The sequence below is a fragment of the Calothrix sp. CCY 0018 genome, from assembly GCF_963920925.1.
Taxonomy (GTDB): domain Bacteria; phylum Cyanobacteriota; class Cyanobacteriia; order Cyanobacteriales; family Nostocaceae; genus Rivularia.
In genome coordinates this window covers 96,228-115,013 of the sequence record NZ_CAWUDI010000030.1, presented here as the reverse complement: position 1 = coordinate 115,013, position 18,786 = coordinate 96,228, and the positions used below count along the sequence as shown (strand labels likewise).

General features: G+C 37.4%; 14 protein-coding genes and 1 pseudogene. 10 read left to right on the top strand and 5 right to left on the bottom strand.

Features of this window, described 5'->3' with window-relative positions:
• Positions 1-350: pseudogene (locus ACM03V_RS21465) on the top strand (hypothetical protein); the annotation flags it as partial.
• Between the two features lie 175 nt (positions 351-525).
• On the top strand, positions 526-801 hold the full coding sequence (locus ACM03V_RS21460) for a hypothetical protein (RefSeq protein WP_414622833.1): 276 nt from the start codon (positions 526-528) through the stop codon (positions 799-801).
• A 112-nt stretch (positions 802-913) separates the two neighbouring features.
• Here ACM03V_RS21460 and ACM03V_RS21455 read toward each other — a convergent pair whose 3' ends face one another.
• The 3 genes from ACM03V_RS21455 to mobV form a co-directional block, all read right to left on the bottom strand.
• Entirely contained in the window at positions 914-1,747 is an 834-nt protein-coding gene (locus tag ACM03V_RS21455) for a hypothetical protein (protein ID WP_414622832.1), read from the bottom strand.
• A gap of 391 nt (positions 1,748-2,138) precedes the next feature.
• Entirely contained in the window at positions 2,139-2,645 is a 507-nt protein-coding gene (locus tag ACM03V_RS21450) for a hypothetical protein (RefSeq protein ID WP_414622831.1), read from the bottom strand.
• Positions 2,629-4,296, bottom strand: coding sequence for a MobV family relaxase (mobV, locus tag ACM03V_RS21445; RefSeq protein WP_414622830.1), 1,668 nt, complete (start codon positions 4,294-4,296; stop codon positions 2,629-2,631). Before mobV ends, ACM03V_RS21450 begins: the two co-directional genes overlap by 17 nt.
• Positions 4,297-5,244: 948 nt before the next feature.
• Here mobV and ACM03V_RS21440 point away from each other — a divergent pair.
• From ACM03V_RS21440 to ACM03V_RS21415, 6 genes are all read left to right on the top strand, one after another.
• On the top strand, positions 5,245-6,378 hold the full coding sequence (locus tag ACM03V_RS21440; protein WP_414622829.1) for a ParM/StbA family protein: 1,134 nt from the start codon (positions 5,245-5,247) through the stop codon (positions 6,376-6,378).
• 1 nt (position 6,379) lies between these two features.
• Positions 6,380-6,820 (top strand): hypothetical protein, encoded by a 441-nt coding sequence (locus ACM03V_RS21435; protein ID WP_414622828.1) that lies wholly within the window; start codon positions 6,380-6,382, stop codon positions 6,818-6,820.
• 30 nt (positions 6,821-6,850) lie between these two features.
• A complete protein-coding gene (locus tag ACM03V_RS21430; protein WP_414622827.1) occupies positions 6,851-7,927 on the top strand; it encodes a cobalamin biosynthesis protein CobQ in 1,077 nt (358 codons plus the stop codon).
• A complete protein-coding gene (locus ACM03V_RS21425; protein WP_414622826.1) occupies positions 7,924-8,646 on the top strand; it encodes a DUF6753 family protein in 723 nt (240 codons plus the stop codon). Before ACM03V_RS21430 ends, ACM03V_RS21425 begins: the two co-directional genes overlap by 4 nt.
• A 389-nt stretch (positions 8,647-9,035) precedes the next feature.
• Positions 9,036-12,815 carry a hypothetical protein gene (locus ACM03V_RS21420; protein WP_414622825.1) on the top strand — a complete coding sequence of 1,260 codons (3,780 nt, stop codon included), beginning with the start codon at positions 9,036-9,038 and terminating at the stop codon, positions 12,813-12,815.
• 81 nt (positions 12,816-12,896) lie between these two features.
• A complete protein-coding gene (locus ACM03V_RS21415) occupies positions 12,897-13,142 on the top strand; it encodes a hypothetical protein (protein WP_414622824.1) in 246 nt (81 codons plus the stop codon).
• A gap of 61 nt (positions 13,143-13,203) precedes the next feature.
• Here ACM03V_RS21415 and ACM03V_RS21410 read toward each other — a convergent pair whose 3' ends face one another.
• Positions 13,204-13,563 carry a DUF3768 domain-containing protein gene (locus ACM03V_RS21410; RefSeq protein ID WP_414622823.1) on the bottom strand — a complete coding sequence of 120 codons (360 nt, stop codon included), beginning with the start codon at positions 13,561-13,563 and terminating at the stop codon, positions 13,204-13,206.
• Between the two features lie 364 nt (positions 13,564-13,927).
• On the opposite strand from ACM03V_RS21410, the gene ACM03V_RS21405 reads away from it, so the two are divergent.
• Positions 13,928-14,278, top strand: coding sequence for a hypothetical protein (locus tag ACM03V_RS21405; RefSeq protein ID WP_414622822.1), 351 nt, complete (start codon positions 13,928-13,930; stop codon positions 14,276-14,278).
• 115 nt (positions 14,279-14,393) lie between these two features.
• Here the strand turns inward: ACM03V_RS21405 and ACM03V_RS21400 are convergent, their stop codons facing one another.
• Positions 14,394-16,559, bottom strand: a complete 2,166-nt coding sequence (locus ACM03V_RS21400) for a caspase family protein (protein WP_414622821.1) — start codon at positions 16,557-16,559, stop codon at positions 14,394-14,396.
• 855 nt (positions 16,560-17,414) lie between these two features.
• Here ACM03V_RS21400 and ACM03V_RS21395 point away from each other — a divergent pair.
• On the top strand, positions 17,415-18,758 hold the full coding sequence (locus ACM03V_RS21395; protein ID WP_414622820.1) for a peptidoglycan-binding domain-containing protein: 1,344 nt from the start codon (positions 17,415-17,417) through the stop codon (positions 18,756-18,758).
• Positions 18,759-18,786: the final 28 nt, after the last annotated feature.

The following is an 18,786-nucleotide window of genomic DNA, read 5'->3' as shown; positions in this document are numbered from 1 at the left end:
CCAGTAGTACTCAGTCGGAGGAACACTCATTATCGGTACTACCTGTTGAGCGAACCAGTAGTACTCAGTCGGAGGAACACTCATTATCGGTACTACCTGTTGAGCGAACTAATAGTACTACTCGAAGAAGTTACGGCGAAGGCACGGGTAGAATACACTGGAGGACTATTAATAAGAAGAACGGTAAACAGTACCAGCAGCCGTGGTACGACTGGCAGCTAAAAAGTGGTGAAAAAACAATTTCTAAGAGTATTTATATTCCAAAAGGGTTATTATCCCAGGTGCAGATGTTGGAGGTACAAAAAGTACCAGTAAGGGTAATATTACAGTTGTTGGGAATAAACCTTTAAAATATACAATTATTTTGTTATTAACTACTGCGACAAATTGGATTAGGGTGCGGAATGTGGGTTTAATAATTCGCGTTCAGCTTTGCTGCCTCTATCGCGCAACAAAAAACAATAATTAAAGCAATGAATAAATATTTTTCTAATTTCGTTCATACTTTGCCTGATTGCAACAGGCTTGCTCAAAAGTACACCTGGAGGGCGCTGCCTAACTGCCTGCAAAGCCCTCTGCGATGCTTTAGATAACAATAGCGAAGAATTGTTCGGTACTGACGACGAATGCTTGCGGGAAATTATCCGCGAGGCTGCGGCGAAATTTGGGGCAAGAAGTTTGTATGCTGCATTCCTGCACTCCTACGGCAATGTGGAAGCTAGAGACTTACACCTCCAAATACATCGTTTTACTATCGAGCGGGTGATGCGGGAGATTGACGATATATCGAAGTTTCACTAAGCGCTCACATTACTTAGAGGATGATCGCGTGACTACGTGTAAACCAATTTTAATCAACTAAAAAAACAAAGGTTAAGTCCATAAAGCCCTTACCTTGAGTGAAATATTAAAATCACCAATGCAGCACTTTCTCAACCCTCGTCGGAATATTCTCCTCTGCACAAGCTTTCAAAAGCGTAATAGCAAGTTTATTCCCCTTCTTTGCAAAATATTCCCATATCCTGAGCCAATCATTACAGCTAAAAGTATATACCTGCCTTATCCCTAATTCCGTAACAAATCGACATTCAACAGCTTGGCGAGATATCCTCATTTTAGAAAGCATTCTAGCTTTTTTAGGTGAATTTTCCATCAACCAATCATAATTCATTTCAATGCAGTGTAATCCTTGAGCATAGGAAATCCGATATTCTCCAAATGCTAACACCAAAACTTCCAAAGTAATATCATCATCAAGTTGAATTTGAATCGGGTTTGCTCTTTTTATTAAAGAACTGCTTTTAAAAAAGCAGGGATTTGGTAAAACAAAATCTTTCTGTGATTGAAAATTTAATGCGTCTATAAATTCTTTCCATTCTTCACGACACAGAGACAATCGATGATGTTCTAATTTATATTGTTCAAGAAGGTGCTGTAAATAAATTGCAACAGTGGGTAAAGTAATTGCATTGATGATAACTTTTGAAGGAATTTTTATATCTATTGTTTCTAAATTATTGGATTGCACAAAATCTATAACATCCGCTTTCGATTGTCCAACCAATCTCGCTGTTTGACGAGCGCTCATTACTTTAGTACCGTCTGGAAGTCGATAAGTAGTCCAATAATAATGTCTCCATCGCCACCTAGATAAAGTCGTGTTTGGTATTTTTAAATTTCTGTTCGGATAAATAATTTTTTGCGAACGGTTACTTTCTACTAGTGTAAGAGTATTAGATAGATTCATAATTTGTGAGAATTAATTAGAACAAATACTTTTCGTGTTCTTCCATCTAATCGTTTCCACAACCTCGTATAATAACTAGATTGTTATCTTCTCTCGCTGTTTTTAGTAGATACACCCGTTTATATTATTTCAACTTTTGTTGATTTTATATTTATCGTTTGTAGCAACACGAACCAGAAAAAATTAGCTTTTGATATGCTATTAAACGCTGACTTAACTGTAGCTTAAGTTAATACGAATAAACTAATACTACACAAAAATTCAAATATTATCTTTCGATTTGTTGTTTATATTTTTACTTGTAAAATAGATATTTTTTGACCTACTTTGACACAAGTTTGATGTGATAATAATAAGAATAACAGTCAATAACTATCAATTCTTTCAGTAGCTATTGACCGTTAATATAGTAAAACCTTAATACAAGCGCGTATTTCAAAATTAAATCTACATTTTTAGCTTCTTGCTTTTGACCTTTCTGTAAATAAAGGGTTCTAGCATGGCGGAGAGATTTTTTACCTGCCGCGATATTTTTCTGGCAAATTAGACTCATACCTTGCCCTTGATAGCCTAAAGCGATTTCAGAATCAAGAGAAATTGCTTTTTGAAAGGATTTTTGTGCATTCTTGCAATTAGCTTGATGCTTTTTATTTTGATTTTGTTGGAATGGTGGTATTTCATTCATTACTTCGTAACCCCATTCAACGTATTCCTGTGCTGTTTCGGGTTGCTTGGGTTTCTCTGGTTTTTGAAAATTCTCAGTTATCGATTTGAACCAAAGGTCAACACCCAGTATCATTCCCAACAAAGCAAATCCTAATATGTACGATAAAGGATTATTACTCATTAAGAATGACAATATAGTCATTTCATTACGTTCTTTATTCCAACGTGGCATAGTTTTTAACTCCTTGACGTTGTTGTAATTCCTTATTCCAAGTGGTCTTTGGTTGTAATTTGGTTGAATGAGGTAAAAGCTTTTGAATGGCGATCGCACTTTTACCGGGTATAGCAATAGCTATATTTGGTATAGTATTCAGCAATTGCACAGGTATAGGAATGTGCTGCTCTGGAAGACTATTTGAATGAATCTTGTCAATGGATAAGTAAAGAGTTCTATTTGTATGAGGAGTATTTAATATTGCTAGAGACAATGATTCAATTGGCGAAGCAGTTAACATTGCTGCTGTTATAGGATTATCCGAGGTTCTTCCCATGCTCAGATGAAACCAACCAACAGAACGTTTACTTCCAGGATATAAGCTAAAAGCATTCGTTGGTGTTTTTAATGAATGTAAGTAAGCTCCGGTAATTTCAAAAGAAAGGTTTCGGGCTAAAAATACGGCATTATTATTGCTATCTGCATATAGCAAGCCTCGCTGATTGAGCGTTTGCGTTAATTTTTGGGGAATACAGTAATTATTTTGGAAATATTTCTCTACTTCTTTCCAAAGACTTTTATCGGGTACTGGTGGTACGAATACTTTTGTCGGATATTGATGTGCAATGCTCTCTGCTTTGCGAGCCACTTGATTAGTCACCGCAGCTAGCATCTGTTCCTCTCCGAATTTATCGCGCAACCAGATAAGTGCATCATCAAATTTACACTGATTGACTCGCATCACTAAGTCGATAGCGTTAGTTTTGGACAACCATTGGTTATCTAAATTTTTCCCTAATTCGTAAGCAACCAAGCCTAAAGGCAATTCTTGACGTTCAATAGTTGATTTGAGGATTCTTAATTCTGACTCTAATTTTTGGCGCAGTTTTTCGCTCTGTATTGCAGTTTGCTTTAACTCGTTAAATTGCTTGAGCAAGCGAGAACGTTGATTGAGTTGATAATTGATTATTTCAAACTCAGGATTCAAAATTTGAATAATTCGCTGTCGGTACACTTCACTTGTTTCATGTACCCTAGTTTCCGGAAGAAAGCGTTCTAAATTTATAAGTTGGGAATCTTGATTAACGGCAGCATAATATTTTTTTAGCGTGGTGTAAGTCGCTTTGCTACCTTTAATCCCGCGAGAGATATCTAAATGTTCAATAGCTCTTCCAAAACTATCTTGCAGTTCTGATAATTTTATTTTTCCACCAAACAATGCGCGACAGTTGAGTTTACCTTGCTCATCCAACGGCACGATGTAAGCGTGAACATGAGGTGTAATTTCATCGAGGTGCAACTCTGCTCTAACTACTCGTTCTCTCCAAGAAGAATGTAACCAATCAACAGATGCTTCCACAAAGTTATCTAAACGTTGTTTTTCATAAGTTCCCGCTTCATGAGGTACATTGGGACGGAAATAGGAAGCACTCGCACTGAGCAACATTTCCACCGCAAGCACAGCATTTGAACGGATTTTTTGCGAACCAATTTTGTCTCTTACTAAAGTTACTAAATCCACAGTAGAGGAATCGCCAATAATCCGTATATTGGTTATTTCTGGGTTTGCGTTGGGAGTATCTCTTTCTCTTGCAGTATGAGCTTCATTACCTTTTAGCATTCCCCAGCCTTTGATTTTTTGGATTTTACAAACGGCTAGCGGTATCATCGCTTTTCATCAGTTTTTATTTGTACTTTGAATTCCGAAGCAAAGTTTTTAAATTTACGCAGCAGATGCCACTAAATTTTATCCTTAAAACAAGATTTTTACCTTACGTATGAATTTCAAAATACATTTATAAATTACATATATTCTATGTATTTCCTCTTTATTTTGCTTATTTTACAGTAAATACTATGTACTATTTTTAGCATTTACTGTTTTAACTGAATGTAATTATACACATTTTTTTTCATTTCCATACAACTGAAACTTAATCACAGCAAGAGTTAAGTTCTTTTACTAAGTATTGGCTTCTAGCTTTTGAAGAATAACTTTTAATACGATAGGCTTTTGCTGTAAATTCTTGAAAAAAGAATCTTCCTATTGCTAGATTGCCGCTTCTACTCCTCATTCGTTACTAAATAGAAAGATTGTTGAAGTTATCAAGAATTAAAAATGGTGAAAATTGAAATTACGAACTACGAATCAATCTCGTTTAATTTATTATTCGGAGCTATAAGCATTGTTAATACCGATTATAGTAAGACGTTTAAAAGAAATTTATTGAACGGAAACCGGGGTTTAATTTCAACGCAATAATTATTTAAGCCGCAAGTAAAAAAATTGTGTAGTGTGTTTACAAATGAACTTATCAACAGGCTGGAATATGTTTGGAGTGCAGTAAACCGAGCGAGATGATTTAATTAGTTTATTCCAACACAATTACGAAGCATTCAGAGCCAAAAAGATGATTTCTTAAAGCCTCAAAGCATTGCTATAAGCATTTTACAACGAAGTAGGGATTAAAAATTATTTCATGAGTATTTGGTGAGGAATATAGGAGGTAATTTATTCAAAAAAGGGTATTAGATAAAATTATTAATCCCTCATTTATTTCTCACAGCTTACTCGTTTACTACTCAATATTTACTCGCAATTTCTTCTTCATAAAACATGGGTAAAAATAATAGAAAAACAGCACAAAAAAATAGTATTCCGGTTCAATTAACTCTCGCGGCAGATATTGGTGGTAGCGGTTTGAAAGCAATTTATGCAAGCGCTGATGCAAAAATTGGGAGTTTATTTATGGAACCGGAAGTAATAGCCGTACCAAAAGCAGCAATTGATGATTTGTCGCAAAATAATTTAGGAGTATGCGAACCTACGAATGCTGCTTGGGTGGGATTTGGTGGAAAGTATGCAGCAGTGGGATATTTAGCTGCATCGCGCTTTTATGCTAATGCTGGATTGAAAGAGCTTAAGTACGAACGAGGTTTGTACAAAGTTTTGGCAACGATGTGGGTACTGGCGCAAAAGTTAAAGTTGAGCAATTGTTTTAAATTTGATTTGGCTGTATTGCTTCCAGCTAACGAATATGAATCCCGAAAGAAATTTGAACATATTCTGCGCTCCCTTCTCAAAAATTTTGAAACCCCTTCAGGAGATATGTCACTGGAGTTAGGACGATTCAATTGTTATCCAGAAGGTGCAGGAGTATTTCTACTTCATTCAAAACGAGTGGGGGTAGAGATTGGGCAACGTAAAAGCGCAATTATCATGATTGGATATCGCAATGCTTCAGTTTTAGTAAGCTATCGGGGAGCATTAGACAGCGGTAAAACTTCGGATTTAGGCATGGTGAGGATGATAGAAACCGTTATGACTAAAACCAGCGGATTATCCGAATCTGATTTATGTAGAGCTATAGTTGCGAGCGGGTACGATATCAACCCTACTCCTTTGTACAAGCTAACTCGTAGCACTACAGTTGCATCTCGCAATGAGGAGGTAGCAGCGCTGGTAACGTCAATCAAAGAAGCGAAAAATCTTTATATCGCGACGCTAATATCCTGGTTAACCAACGTAGTTCCTCGTGATGTTGATGAAATAGTATTTTGTGGAGGTACGGCAGATTATTTGAAGAAAGAACTCAATTCTCGTTATTCGTCTACACCTTGCATCTGGCACGGTGGAGTTATTGTTCCCGATGCTGTAGATACGTACAAATTAGGAACGAGACTTACAGATGCTTATGGGATGTTTTTGTATTTCATGTCTGGTTCAAGTTCGGTTGGTGAGGTAGCGTAAGTTGAAGAAACGAAGAGTTGACTACAGCATCAGATTCCAGCCTTTTGTGGGAACTCCAGAAGAAAAAGTTTTAAATTATCTGAGACATCATCAATTGAGTTCTGCTAATACTTTGATAATGCAAGCAATTCGTCCTTACTGGCTACCTTTGGTGTTACTTGAAGATGATTTAATTCCGCTAAATATTAAACAACAGTTGGGTAGAGATGCAGTTAGGGAATTATTACTTCACGTCGATTATATTTGCTCATCTTTAGGATTGGAGCGGTTCTATACCCCTTTTGTAAATGATAGGAATTTAACTCAACCGATTAAATCAAACGAAGTTAAACCCGAACATAATTCTGATGTCTCTGACAAAATTGAAAAAAAGCTTGTCGGACAATTGGAAGTTGAAATAGGAGGTGGGGAGTGGGGTAATTTAGGTTCGTTTTCCGAATAAATGATTGTTACTTAAACGGAGATTTATCAAATGAGCGATACAACAGAAAATCAACAAGCGGAAAAAAGAAAAAGAGGTAGACCAAAGAAAAATACGAATTTGCCTACTGCTTTAACTAATAATTCACAAGATATATCTATCACAATGCAAGAAAAACCTTCTGCTTCCACAACTTCGCCAAAAACCGAAGATTCAAATACTGATAACAGTACGAAGTTACCTAGTGATAATTTATCGGTTGAGGATTGGGTAAGGGAATTAAGTGATGATTCAAATTTGCCTCACACAGAATTAACAAAACCTAATTCAGATAAAGAGCAATTAGAAACTACATCTCAAAATAACTCTTCAACTACTGCTCCAATATCTACTAACATCAATAATATTGTTAGCAATCAAGAAAAACTAGTTAAAATCCCGACGACTATTCATATCGTAGACGGTGAAAAAGGGGGCGCAGGGAAGTCCTTTGTTAGTAGAGCTTTAATAGAATACTGTGCTTCAATAAAGCATAAAGTAGCAATTGTGGATGCAGATAAGAGCAATGAAGATATTTCTCAGATTTACAAGAACGTGCATTCTGCTTTCTTTAGCGATGATGATAAAAAAGCTAACCAAGCCGACCACATTTTTGATTTAGCATTTGAAAAATCAGTGATTGTTAATTTACCCGCTCAAGTCTATTCAAAGGTAACAAATTGGATAAAGACGAATGATTTAGATGAAATAGGTAAGGAATATCAAATTACTTTTGTGAAATGGTTTGTATGTACCGGAGGTGTGGATTCGGTTAATTTCTTTATCAAATCTCTGAATGATTTAGGAGATAGGGTAACTCATGTATTTGTGAAAAATTGTGGATTTTGCGATGAGTGGGATCATGTTGATGAAATGCCTGAGTTTCTTGAGGCTAAAAAGAATCATAAATTTGTAGAAATGAAGTTTCCCAAGTTTCCGTTTTGGGAAAGAAATACAATTGATAGATTGGGGATTACTTTTGAAAGTGCGCTTTCTCATCCTGAATTACAGGTGATATCGAAGCAGCGAGTCAAGAATTTTATCAAAGAAGCTCATGCAGCATTTGCCCGAACGAGGTTGGTTAAATGACACAAGCTGCAAAAGTTGATGAAAACTCAAATCGGGAAGAAAACGACCAAGTTAATAAGTTTCTGGCTGAAGCTTTGAAAGGTAAAAGCGAAGGGTTTAAAAAGCAGGTATTGAGTTTTGCTGTGAGTTGCGGTTTATCCCAAGATGACCCCTTATTTCTGATTTTGGTAGCTACCGGACAATTAGAAGTAATGTTGAAAGATGCGCCGGAAGTTCTGCAACTGATGTTTGAGACTTGGAATCAAGATTTGGTTCGCAACTTGCAAGAAGTGGAAAAAGTTGCAGTTGAGCGTCAGAAAGTTGCTATCGATAGAGCTGCTCATGCTCTAATTCGTAAAGCACAGTTTACTGAAAGCAGAAAACTTTTAACTTCTGTACTTCCAGCAGGTTTATTATTATTTTTCACCCTGGGAGTTGGAGCAATCATGGGAATTTTAACGCCTCCCTGGATTGCAGGAATGTTGAGTGGTGGATATACAAAGGTGCAGTCAAGTACTTTGACATGGGATGAGTTGGAAGCAATGAAATGGGCGATGTCTAGAGAAGGGAAGTTTGCCAGGAATTTGATTGATTGGAATCGAGGTTATCTGGAAAATGGGGAATGCGTCAAAGATGCTCAAAGGTTAGGTGTGATTTTATCTCAGTACGGACGTAAAGCGAAGTCAGGACATTGTGTTATTTGGGCGACTCCGCCGACAAAGCGTAAGTTCGTAGAATGAACGTAAACAATTAAGTTCTAAACCCAAACGTAAACTCGTAAACTAGGACGTAAAGTTATAAACCAACTGTCACACATAGGAATCAAAATTTGATTTGGAGAAAGAATCTTGAACTATAACTTTTGAGACTTATCAACTGTTTTTTAGTAAAACCTCTGAGTGCTTTGAACTAACAAGCAATGTGACAGTTTAGAATTTTATTGTTTGTAGTTTCTTGCTAAAGGGCAGTTTTACAACCACACAGTTTACAACTTTATTTTTTCGTTCTTTGTAAATGTCAACGTAATATCAAATCTTCTGGATGCCTGACAGTTTACGACTTTATTGTTTGCTTACATAGAACCATAGGGGTGTGGGGGGAAAGAGAGAAGCACGTAGAGGTTGAGCTAATGTCAATCGCTCTAGAATATTTCTGTACCAAAACAGGTAAACCTATCGAAGTTGATGGTAAACCTTTAATTGAGACTTTAGAGAATACTGCTGCTGAATATCTTTATGGTAATGATGTTAAGTGGAGTATCGGCATTGTTTATCCTGGAATTTCAACTGAGGATGATTTGACGAAACATCAAGATAAATATCTTCAGTTTTCTAAAAAAGACCGACTATATTTTTCCGATAAATCGGGATTACGGTTACAAATTTTTGATGAGCCACATTTCGGTGCTGCATATGGTTCTTTACTATTTGGCGAATGCGAGTATTTTGCTGAAGTCGAAGATATTAAAGTGTTAGTTGTAGATGATGAAACTGGAGAGTGTGGGGGAGTTTTACCAAAAGAACAGGCTTTGTTACTTGTGGGGGATGGAGATGGACGAATTGACCATAAATTACACGAACAGTTAGGTAATATTACTTCTACTCAGTTCCAGGTAAGAGGAATTATTAAATCTCAGGAGGGAATTAACGCAAATCAAACAATCAAAGGGACATTAGCACCAGTTAATCTTTCTGATGTGGGAAGCGGTTATGACTTAGTGCTTTCTAAATCTCAACTTGGTAAAGGACGTAAAAATAAACTCTACGATGAGAAAACTGGGATAAGAATTAATCGACAAACAGAAGTTCAACCAGGAGAATATACTCTCACAATTGGTATTGGTAATCGCGAAAATGCCCGCACGGTAGAAGCTGCAACGGGCGCTCAATATTGGGTAGGATTACCCAAGGGTGCAGAAAATGATGCTTTACCCAGAATACAACAGCGTTTGGTCGAATTAGATAGCATTGCTAACGACCCGCGTAAGGTTGCACTGGATTACATTCAAACGGTGGAAAGAAGGCTAGAAGGTGATTTTAAAAGAGAAAGCAGGACTAAGTTAATCCATGATTTCGATTTGGATGATTTCGGAAATGTAATTAACGAAGCTTTTGGAGATAAAGACACTGAATTAATGTACCAGCTTCTCAAAGCTGATTTGGAAGGACATCTGCAAATTATCGAAACACCAAAGGTTATCAATTTTCTGTCAGAACATCTTCAAGAACAATATCGGGATTGCGCTACCGGAAGAGTTATCAGATTTCAGTCTTCGATGCTGATGACCTGCAACCGTTTGAAAGATTGGGAGATTTGCGATCGCACTAAACCCGACGGTGCGAAAGTTTTATATCACCGTCCCCCAGTTGGTAATACAAACGTCATGGCTGTTCTAACAAATCGTCTATTAGAAGGAGAAGAAGTGAATCCCGGTAGTATTAAACTCAATCATCGCACAGCAGCGGCTTTAAATAGTGACTGCGACGGTGATAAACCTTTAACCGCATTAGCTGAAAATTTTCCCAACACCACACAAGAAATTGAGTTCAAGACTCAACCGGAAAACCGTTATCCAGAAAGTGTTTTACCTCAAAAAGCAGCTTACTGTGGAAGTTTTGAGAAAATAGCTTTAGAAGCTGCGAATGACAATATTGGGATTGTGGCTAATTTAGCGATGAAAGCAATTGCAATTGAATCGGAGTGTAGTCAAGTCCCTGACAACGAACAAAGAACATTTTTAGCTAATTTATCAGCTAACCTTGCTCGATGTGCTTCTTATAATTTACCCAAAGAAGCAGAACATTTACGAGAGCTATTAAATGATTTTAGCGAATATAATCATCAGCTTACATCTGAAAACCAAGGTACAAAAAATGCTTTTCAAGATTACTTGATTCCAGTGCAGGAACCAGAATTAAAGAATACCTTAACACCTGACGAAGTTACCGAAGGGTTAGCAAAAGTAAAGCAGCTATTTCATCATTTATCTGGAATAATTGACCAACAGTTGAAGATTGAGGGACAAAGCGGTAAAAGTGCATTGCGTAGCAACCAGGAAGTAATAAAATTATGCACCCAATTATGTGCTTATCCTCAAGTTTATGCTCTTGAAGACCGCAATGAAAAATGGGCTTATTTGGATAAACCTATTAGAAGCAATTTACATACCGCGCTTGATTTATTAGTTCAAGAAACTAATCAACATTTTGAAAGTAATGCTCTTACCCCTCGTCCACTATCTCAATTTAGAGATTTATTTCGAGATATTGATTTTAATTCTTCACAGCTTGAAATCGCGGCAAATATTAAGCAAAAATATGAAAGGTTAATTCGAGCAGCACACGATATTAAACAGGAAGTAGAAGCAAATCGACATCAACCTAATTTAAGAATGGTTGCGAAATCTCGTAAAGGAAATCAAATAGAAATTCGATTGAATCAAAAAGATACCAAGCATCCTCAAGCTTATTCGCTGTCACAAATGCAGGTTTCTCTACTTAAAGAAAATAATCAATATAAAGCCTTTGCTGTGATACCGGGAGAAACTGCAATTAATAAACGTGGACAGGTTGTTCCAGCAAAAAAACAGTTAGGATTGTTAACGGAAGCTTCTGTAATTAAAAATAAAGATGCTTTTCAAATACTGCACCAGAAAAACAAAAATAATTGGATTGAACTTGGTAAGCTCGATATTAATATCAATCCTGCTCTAAATCCTTCTCATGAGAAAGCAGCTTTTAAATTAGCTTATGAATATGCTGCCAAAAGTAGAGAAAATATTCCAGAAAAAGAACGTTTAGCTATAGCAGCAGCGATGTGGAATCTATCAACTAAACGAGTAAAAGAAGAATACGATATTAATAAACGCGCTGGTGCCGTTTTTGCTATTTTTGGAGAAGAGATTAAAGAGCAGCTTAATCAACTCCAGTTTACCGAACTTACAGTTGTTGGTACTCATAGATATGCTTCCGAACACCAAGGAAAGGTTTGGAAAGGAGAGAAAGTCCCGATACAAATTGAACTAGCCCCCAGCTATATTGATCCATCATCACAGGGACGTTGGTTGCTAGCAGAAGGTAAAAAATTAGGAATGCTCTCACCCTCGGATGCTCAAATGATTGTAGGGGCGATCGCCAAAGCTACGATAACCAGCGAAGCAAGTACTGGGGTAACTATTACTACACCAGTAGGTAATTCTATTGAGGTAAATAAGTTAAAATCGGGAGCTTTCGCTGATGTGGATTGGAGTAAACAAAATTACCAGGCTACTGTGACTATTTCCGTCCAACCGAGTAGAAATCCTCAAAAACCGGATGTTGGGGTTGCAATGATTAAAGACAAAAGATTAGGAGAATTGAAACCTGAGTCATTCGAGAAACTGACAGCAGTATTAAAAGCTCATAATATTCCGGTACAGGGTTACACCGTCAAAGGTAATATTATTGCTTCTCCACCTTCAGCAGCAAAAGTGATAATTGATGCGAATACGGTAGAGTATCCAGAATCGTGGAATCAAAATCAACAAAGTGAATCTTCCAAGGAGAAATTTTTGTTAGCGCAACAAATTCAAGCTAATCGTACATTGGAAATAGCGCCAATTATTCATGCTTTTCTTTCAACTCAGGATAAAACAACGGTAGAAGGTAAGTTAAATACAGTAAGCTGGAATCCGCAGACGCAGGAAATTACTTTGTGGACTAATGGTTCATCTAGCCCCAAAATGCGAGTTAAATATTTTGATGGGGAGTATCAAGCATTACCGATTGGTGATATTGCTGAAGAAATTGCAGCTAATGGATTAAGTGAAGTAGATGTACAACATTTCCAACAAATAGCACCTTCTATTTACGCGAGAGTAGCTGGAAATCAATCGATAAAAGCAGATAACAATATGGAAAATAATTACTAATTATCTTTTGATTCAGATTAGTATTTTTTTGTTTAAATTAAACTTAGCGTGTGAAAAAATAAAAAAAGAGGATTTTTACAAATGACTCAAAAGAAAGAATACATTTCGATTCGTAATCGTTATCAAGATAAGACATCGGGAGAATTGTTGGCAGAAGGAAAGCTTGATGTTGATCAACTATATTATCCAACTAGTGATGATTTAAAAAAAATGGAAGAACGAGATAAAGAAAACGAAGAAACTGATAAACTTGTCAATTCCGAAGAATTTAATCAAATGATTGAGGAAAGTAGAAATAATCAAGATTCTGATCAGATAGATTTTTGATTTTTCATACTCCAAATTAAAAGACGCTTATGGTAATTTTTCATAAGCGTCTTTTAGTAAACTAGTATTCGCTTACAAGCATAATCGTCATTACTCTAAATGTTTTGTCAACATTCGCAGGTTCTTCCGAACCAATACCTTGTGAGTAATTTTTACGGTCAAAATAATCTATTTTAAAGAAAAACTTTTCATTAAATAACTCTATTTTACCCATATCATGTTCTTTCCAAGGGTCGTTATTTTCATTGAAATCGTTAAATTGCTTTACTGCTTGAAGTAATCTTTGTAGCTGATTTGTATTTAAACAACCGACTCCCTGCGTAATGATTACTTTTCCAAGTTTTATATCGAATGTTTGACGGAATTTATCATTGAGAGCGCGAATTCGAGCAGTTGAGTTTTGTTCGGTTTGATTTGTCATATTTCTCACCGTTATTTTTCAACCCGACTTGCTCTATATTTAATTTTTACTTTTTCAACTTAAATATTATTTTTTACCATTATAATCGTGAATTGCAACACGAATAATTGGCTCATAGTCTGCATTAACTTTTCCAATAATCATACCGTTTTTACTTTTCGACTACGACTTGCGCCAAATCGACGAACATACCGAGAGCCAACTCGTACAATCCAAATCTGTGCATTTGGGTAACGTTTTTCAAGTCAAGTAGAAGCTGAAATCTCATCAAAATCTATTTCCCATTCACCTGTAACAATGTCAACCGCAACTATCTTGCCTACACTATCCGGTTGAAGTTGCGGATGTATTTCAGCAAAATAACTTGCTTCCTGTAACTGGAAAAGTTGACGCAAATGCCGCCAAACTATTAGATAAAGCGCTTCGTAAAACGAATGTACCTGGAAGCATAGTTGCAACACCTCAAGACATAGTTAATGCTGCGATCGCACTTTGTACTGGAGATATTACATTATATTACGGCGTTCCCCAACCTTGGATCAATAACGACCCCAAACATAACGTTCCTACCGATGTCAAGTTTAATTACTTGGTTAACCGCTGGAAATGCAACCTATTCGGCGGTAACGTATTGCGTAAAGGTGGTTACGAACCTCCCTATTACAAAGATAATACCGACGACGGAAAAGGTGAATATCGAATATCCCAACGCTAACCAGTGGTATAAATGGACTAATAAATACGCTCTCAGACAAGCTAACCCGGTGCGGTTTGAGTTAATCGCGGAAGTTCCAGTAGTTTCCTTAACGCAAACCGATTTAAATATCTGTTTACGCCTTGACGAGCAAGCTAATCTGTTTTGTTGTCCACTCACGGCTGGGAGATGCTGCTACAGATAATTTTCTAGTTGGTGGATGCTCCTCATCAATGGCAGCAAGTAAAGTATCTAAGGGATTACCGGATCGAGCTAATCCTTTGGGCTTAAGCTCTTCGTCAAGTGATGGCAGTTCTAACCAACGAAAGTTAGCTGAACCAACTGTAGCAAATACTTTCACAATATCTTCTCCTGCTGAACCTGCTGGAATAGGCACCACTTCTTTTCTACCTGCCTCAATTGTCTCCAAATTGAGTCCCTTACCTGGGTATATCTGCTCGATTGACCAGTCAGAGGCAATATCTAGGATAGCAACATTGAAATCTTGTGAGGAATTGTTATGAATTGACAGAAATACATATTCGCCAATTTTTACCGTTGGGCTACTGGGATCGGTAAATTGTTGCAACTGAGATCTAGGTGGAATTTTATCCCCTGGCTGATAATCATCTGATGTTCCTAGCCAGCTAATAACTAGCTTATCTGCTAGAGGTGAGGTCTTATCCATATTATCTAACTCTGCTGTAGCATGATATTTTGTTAGATGAACCAATCGTTTTACTACTGTGACAGCAGCATCCGATCTGCTTAGTTTTACGGGAGTGATATTTTCAAATCGATGACCAGTGCGATCGCATATTTCATACTCTCCGTTATTATTGAGAGCAACTTGATATGCAACTCCCTCATCGTCATCCTCTGCTACTTTTTCTTCTGCTAATTCCACCCAGCCATTTCCTGGTAGAGCTTTTTTGATTGCCTCCAAAGCCTTTGCTTGCTGTTGATAAATTTCTGGTAAGAGTTTGTTAAATGGTAGTACAGGTTGAGTTTGCTCTGCTATTGTTGCTTCTTGTTGATATACAAGAGAAACTTTGCGAACAAGATTAATGGATGGAGAAATTAGAACAGCTTGATCTCCATCTTCAACCTTAAACTCTTTGCCCTCTATCGGTTCAAGTTTGCATAGTGATTCAGTTGCACCCCGTTGAAGGATTCTGGCAATCGCAACTCGATTTTCTTTTTTGGTGAAATCAGTTGTGCTAAGAGGGTAAATAGCAAACTCTGCCCCTTTGCCAAGACCATTTACCTGACCAACAGCCAGCTTAGCCTGCATTTCGCCTGTTTGTGCATTTTGCTCAACCTTCAAAATAGGAACCGCATATACAGTTTCAGCAAGGTCACTGCCAAAAATCTCACGATTAACTTCACCTATTAGTATCGGGGTTTGTGAAGGAAATTGGCTGTGAATTTTGGCGTTAATGCGCTCAAACAAATCTTTATATGTTTGCCCAGGGTTTTGCTGTCTTAAGGTATCCAAGAGCCAATATGTGAGCGCCCCGTTACGCTCTTTAGTTTCCCGATTAAAAGCATACTCAAAGGCCACCTCATTCTGACGACACGCTGCCAAAACCAGATAATCTTTCGTTTCTGGTAGCCCCACTGCTTTCAATCCGCGAGTTCCTTGTTCAGTCAGCGCCTTCCAATTTGCAACCAGAACATCTGGTTTAGCAACAGGTTCAGACGTTGATTGAAGGGGTTTATCATCCACCACATTCATGCCACGAATTTGTACATCTCCTCGTGTTGCCCCTCCCGAATGGCAACAGTCTAGTACTAATGTAACAATTAGTTCTTTATCTACCAATTCTTTCAAGAGTTTAGCAAGTTCAAGGTCGCGGAGGTACTGTCCTTCTGAAGTACCAATATCGGTAGGTACCAGTCCTTCATCAATTCCATCATCTCCTTTGATATCTCGATAGTGTGTCTTTGCTCGCCCACCATGTCCAGAGTATTGAATGTAAACTTGTGATTTAGGTGGTGCCATTTCACCTAACTTTCTAAAACTATCTACTATATTTTTGCGAGTGGGCAGTTTTTCTGGAGGCTCCACAGGCTGTTCTTGATTTGGATTTTCAGGATTGACAGAAGCAGTCAGCTTCAAAATCTGAGTTTCTGGGACTTTCCTTGTGTCTTTTAAAAAAGCTTCTACATGATTGATATCCCGTACACATCCCCCAAGGTGACCGTAGCAACTGCCATCGGGTAATCTATTAGGCATATAGCAATCAATGCCAATTAACAATGCATACAAATTCGGTGCTTGATTAGTTTCTTCAGCCATTTGTGTCCTTGACAACTTTAGTAGTTTTATGAACGTAAAAGAGCATTGCTGTACTAGCATCTCTTCTACAGATGCAGTTCCTAAATATTAAAACATTTTTTTGACGATAAAGTATTATTCATCTCTCTTTTCCAAATTAAAAATTAAGGCAATTTACAGTGAAATAAAGGGACTGTACAAAGTTTTATTACAGTTTTGCTGAATAACTGCATAAGTTAATACGGTTGGCACCCAATATATTAATTTAACAATTTAAAATTCTCTATATAAAGAGAGAAATTTACTTTTTTTTACTCACAGTTGGTAAATTTGATAATTATTTAATGTATAATTCTATGGTGTTGAATAAATGGGTGCAGCTAACTAAACTCATAGCAATCTTATTTAAGTTATAAACCAACTTGCTAATATTTTAGTATCAACGCTTTGTGTGGCTATGCCGCACCTACGTGTAGTTCAAAAATCAAATAGGGGGTGCTATAAGACCAGTTTTAGACAAAAAGTTAAATGTCGGTTGAGCGAGTTTTTAAACTGCATAAGCACATAATTATTTCTAGCTTATTAACTCATATCAACTTAAGAATGTTAGTACTGTTAGAAAAAAAAACTAAATTAAGCTTGAAAGTCTTATCTATATAATGACTTTATTTTAAGTGAGTTTATAAAAGAGAGCCTAATTTTTGAAAGTTTTTTTGGAGTTATTACCTAATAGTTAGTGGTATGACTTGATTGAAAGGTAAGACGAGTAAATATATTAAGCCTTACCATTTTTCAATTTCCTAATTTCGCTTCTACTAAAGGCTAAGTTGGATAAGTGTTGCTATTCTTCCATATTTTTATAAGGATGTATTTTTCATGAAAAAATTAGCTGATACCCAAATTGATATTCGCCACGAAGACTTAAATCCACCTTCTAAGCTCAGGGCTTTTGTGAATATAAAACACAGAGTACTCAATGTAGTGAAGTCTATTGCGATCGCGGTAGCTTGTATTACAGCCGGAGTAGTCGCAGGGACAGCTGCTCAAGCTGAGACTGTACATAAAACCTTTAGTTATGGAGATAGAGGTTCAGGTATAGCAACATTGCAATCAAAATTAGGAGGTATTGCGGTTGATGGGATCTTTGGGTCGGAAACCTTAAGAAAACTCAAATCTTACCAAGCAGCAAACAGGTTACCAGTTAATGGAATTGCCACACCTGAAACTCTTGTAAGTTTAGGATTGGACAATCTTAGCCAAAGACCCCTACAGTATGGCAAGCTGAAATTGGTCAACGATACTCAATACGAAGCGATAGTATTTCTCTATGCGCCTGGGGAGGCAAAGTATTCTCGCTACGTATACATTCCACCTTGCCATGAGCGAAAAATGAGCGCCACGTACAGTAACGGTTGGCAAGTAAGCATAGACCGCAAGGATAAGGTTTCACTGGGTAATTTGACGGGAGGTGACTTTAAATTCCATCTGTCCAGTCTTCCAGTGGAATCCAAATTTCCACAATGCACTGGGACGCGGATACCATCGGAACGCACTTCTACATCGGGTCTGCAACTGGTTCAATACATATCCTCGGGTGAGAACAAGGTTGCAAGAGGTCCTATTAAGAATCCTCTGCCAATCTTGAGCAACATTGGTAAGAAGATTGCAAGAATAGGTAACCTAATTGAAAGCACCCGTGGACTTGATAGTCCTAGGGTTCTGGTTGCTACAACTGGCTTGGGAAACATCTTCTCGCCGGAAACTGCATCAGACTTGATATCGTATAAAAATGCAGTCTCAGACGAACAAATCAAGGCTACGGAGACTTTACTTGCGCACGCTCGTAGAACTAATATTTCTTCTGAAGAATTAGCTAAATTTGTTAAAAACAAATTCGATGAGTCACAGGACACAACGGTGGTGCTTCAAAAAATCAAGAACTATCTAGACGACTGTTACCCCAAGCTAGACTTTAAAGTTGTAACAAAATATGCCGAGGTAATGTTGGAGGGAGAGGGTTACAAGCGTAAAGCAGACGGCTGGAGCTTAGGGGCTGATAGAACAAATAAAGATCTGTTTGCACTGGCGGCTTTCCGCGGCACGTTCCCCACAGATGGGAAAACAAGGATATCAGCGTCCACCAGTTGGACATGCGTTAGATGGGATTACCACTCATTTCCACCAGCATACTTAATTTCATATAGGACTTCTAACCCCTGACATTGACCGGGTCTCAGTAAGTCAGTTC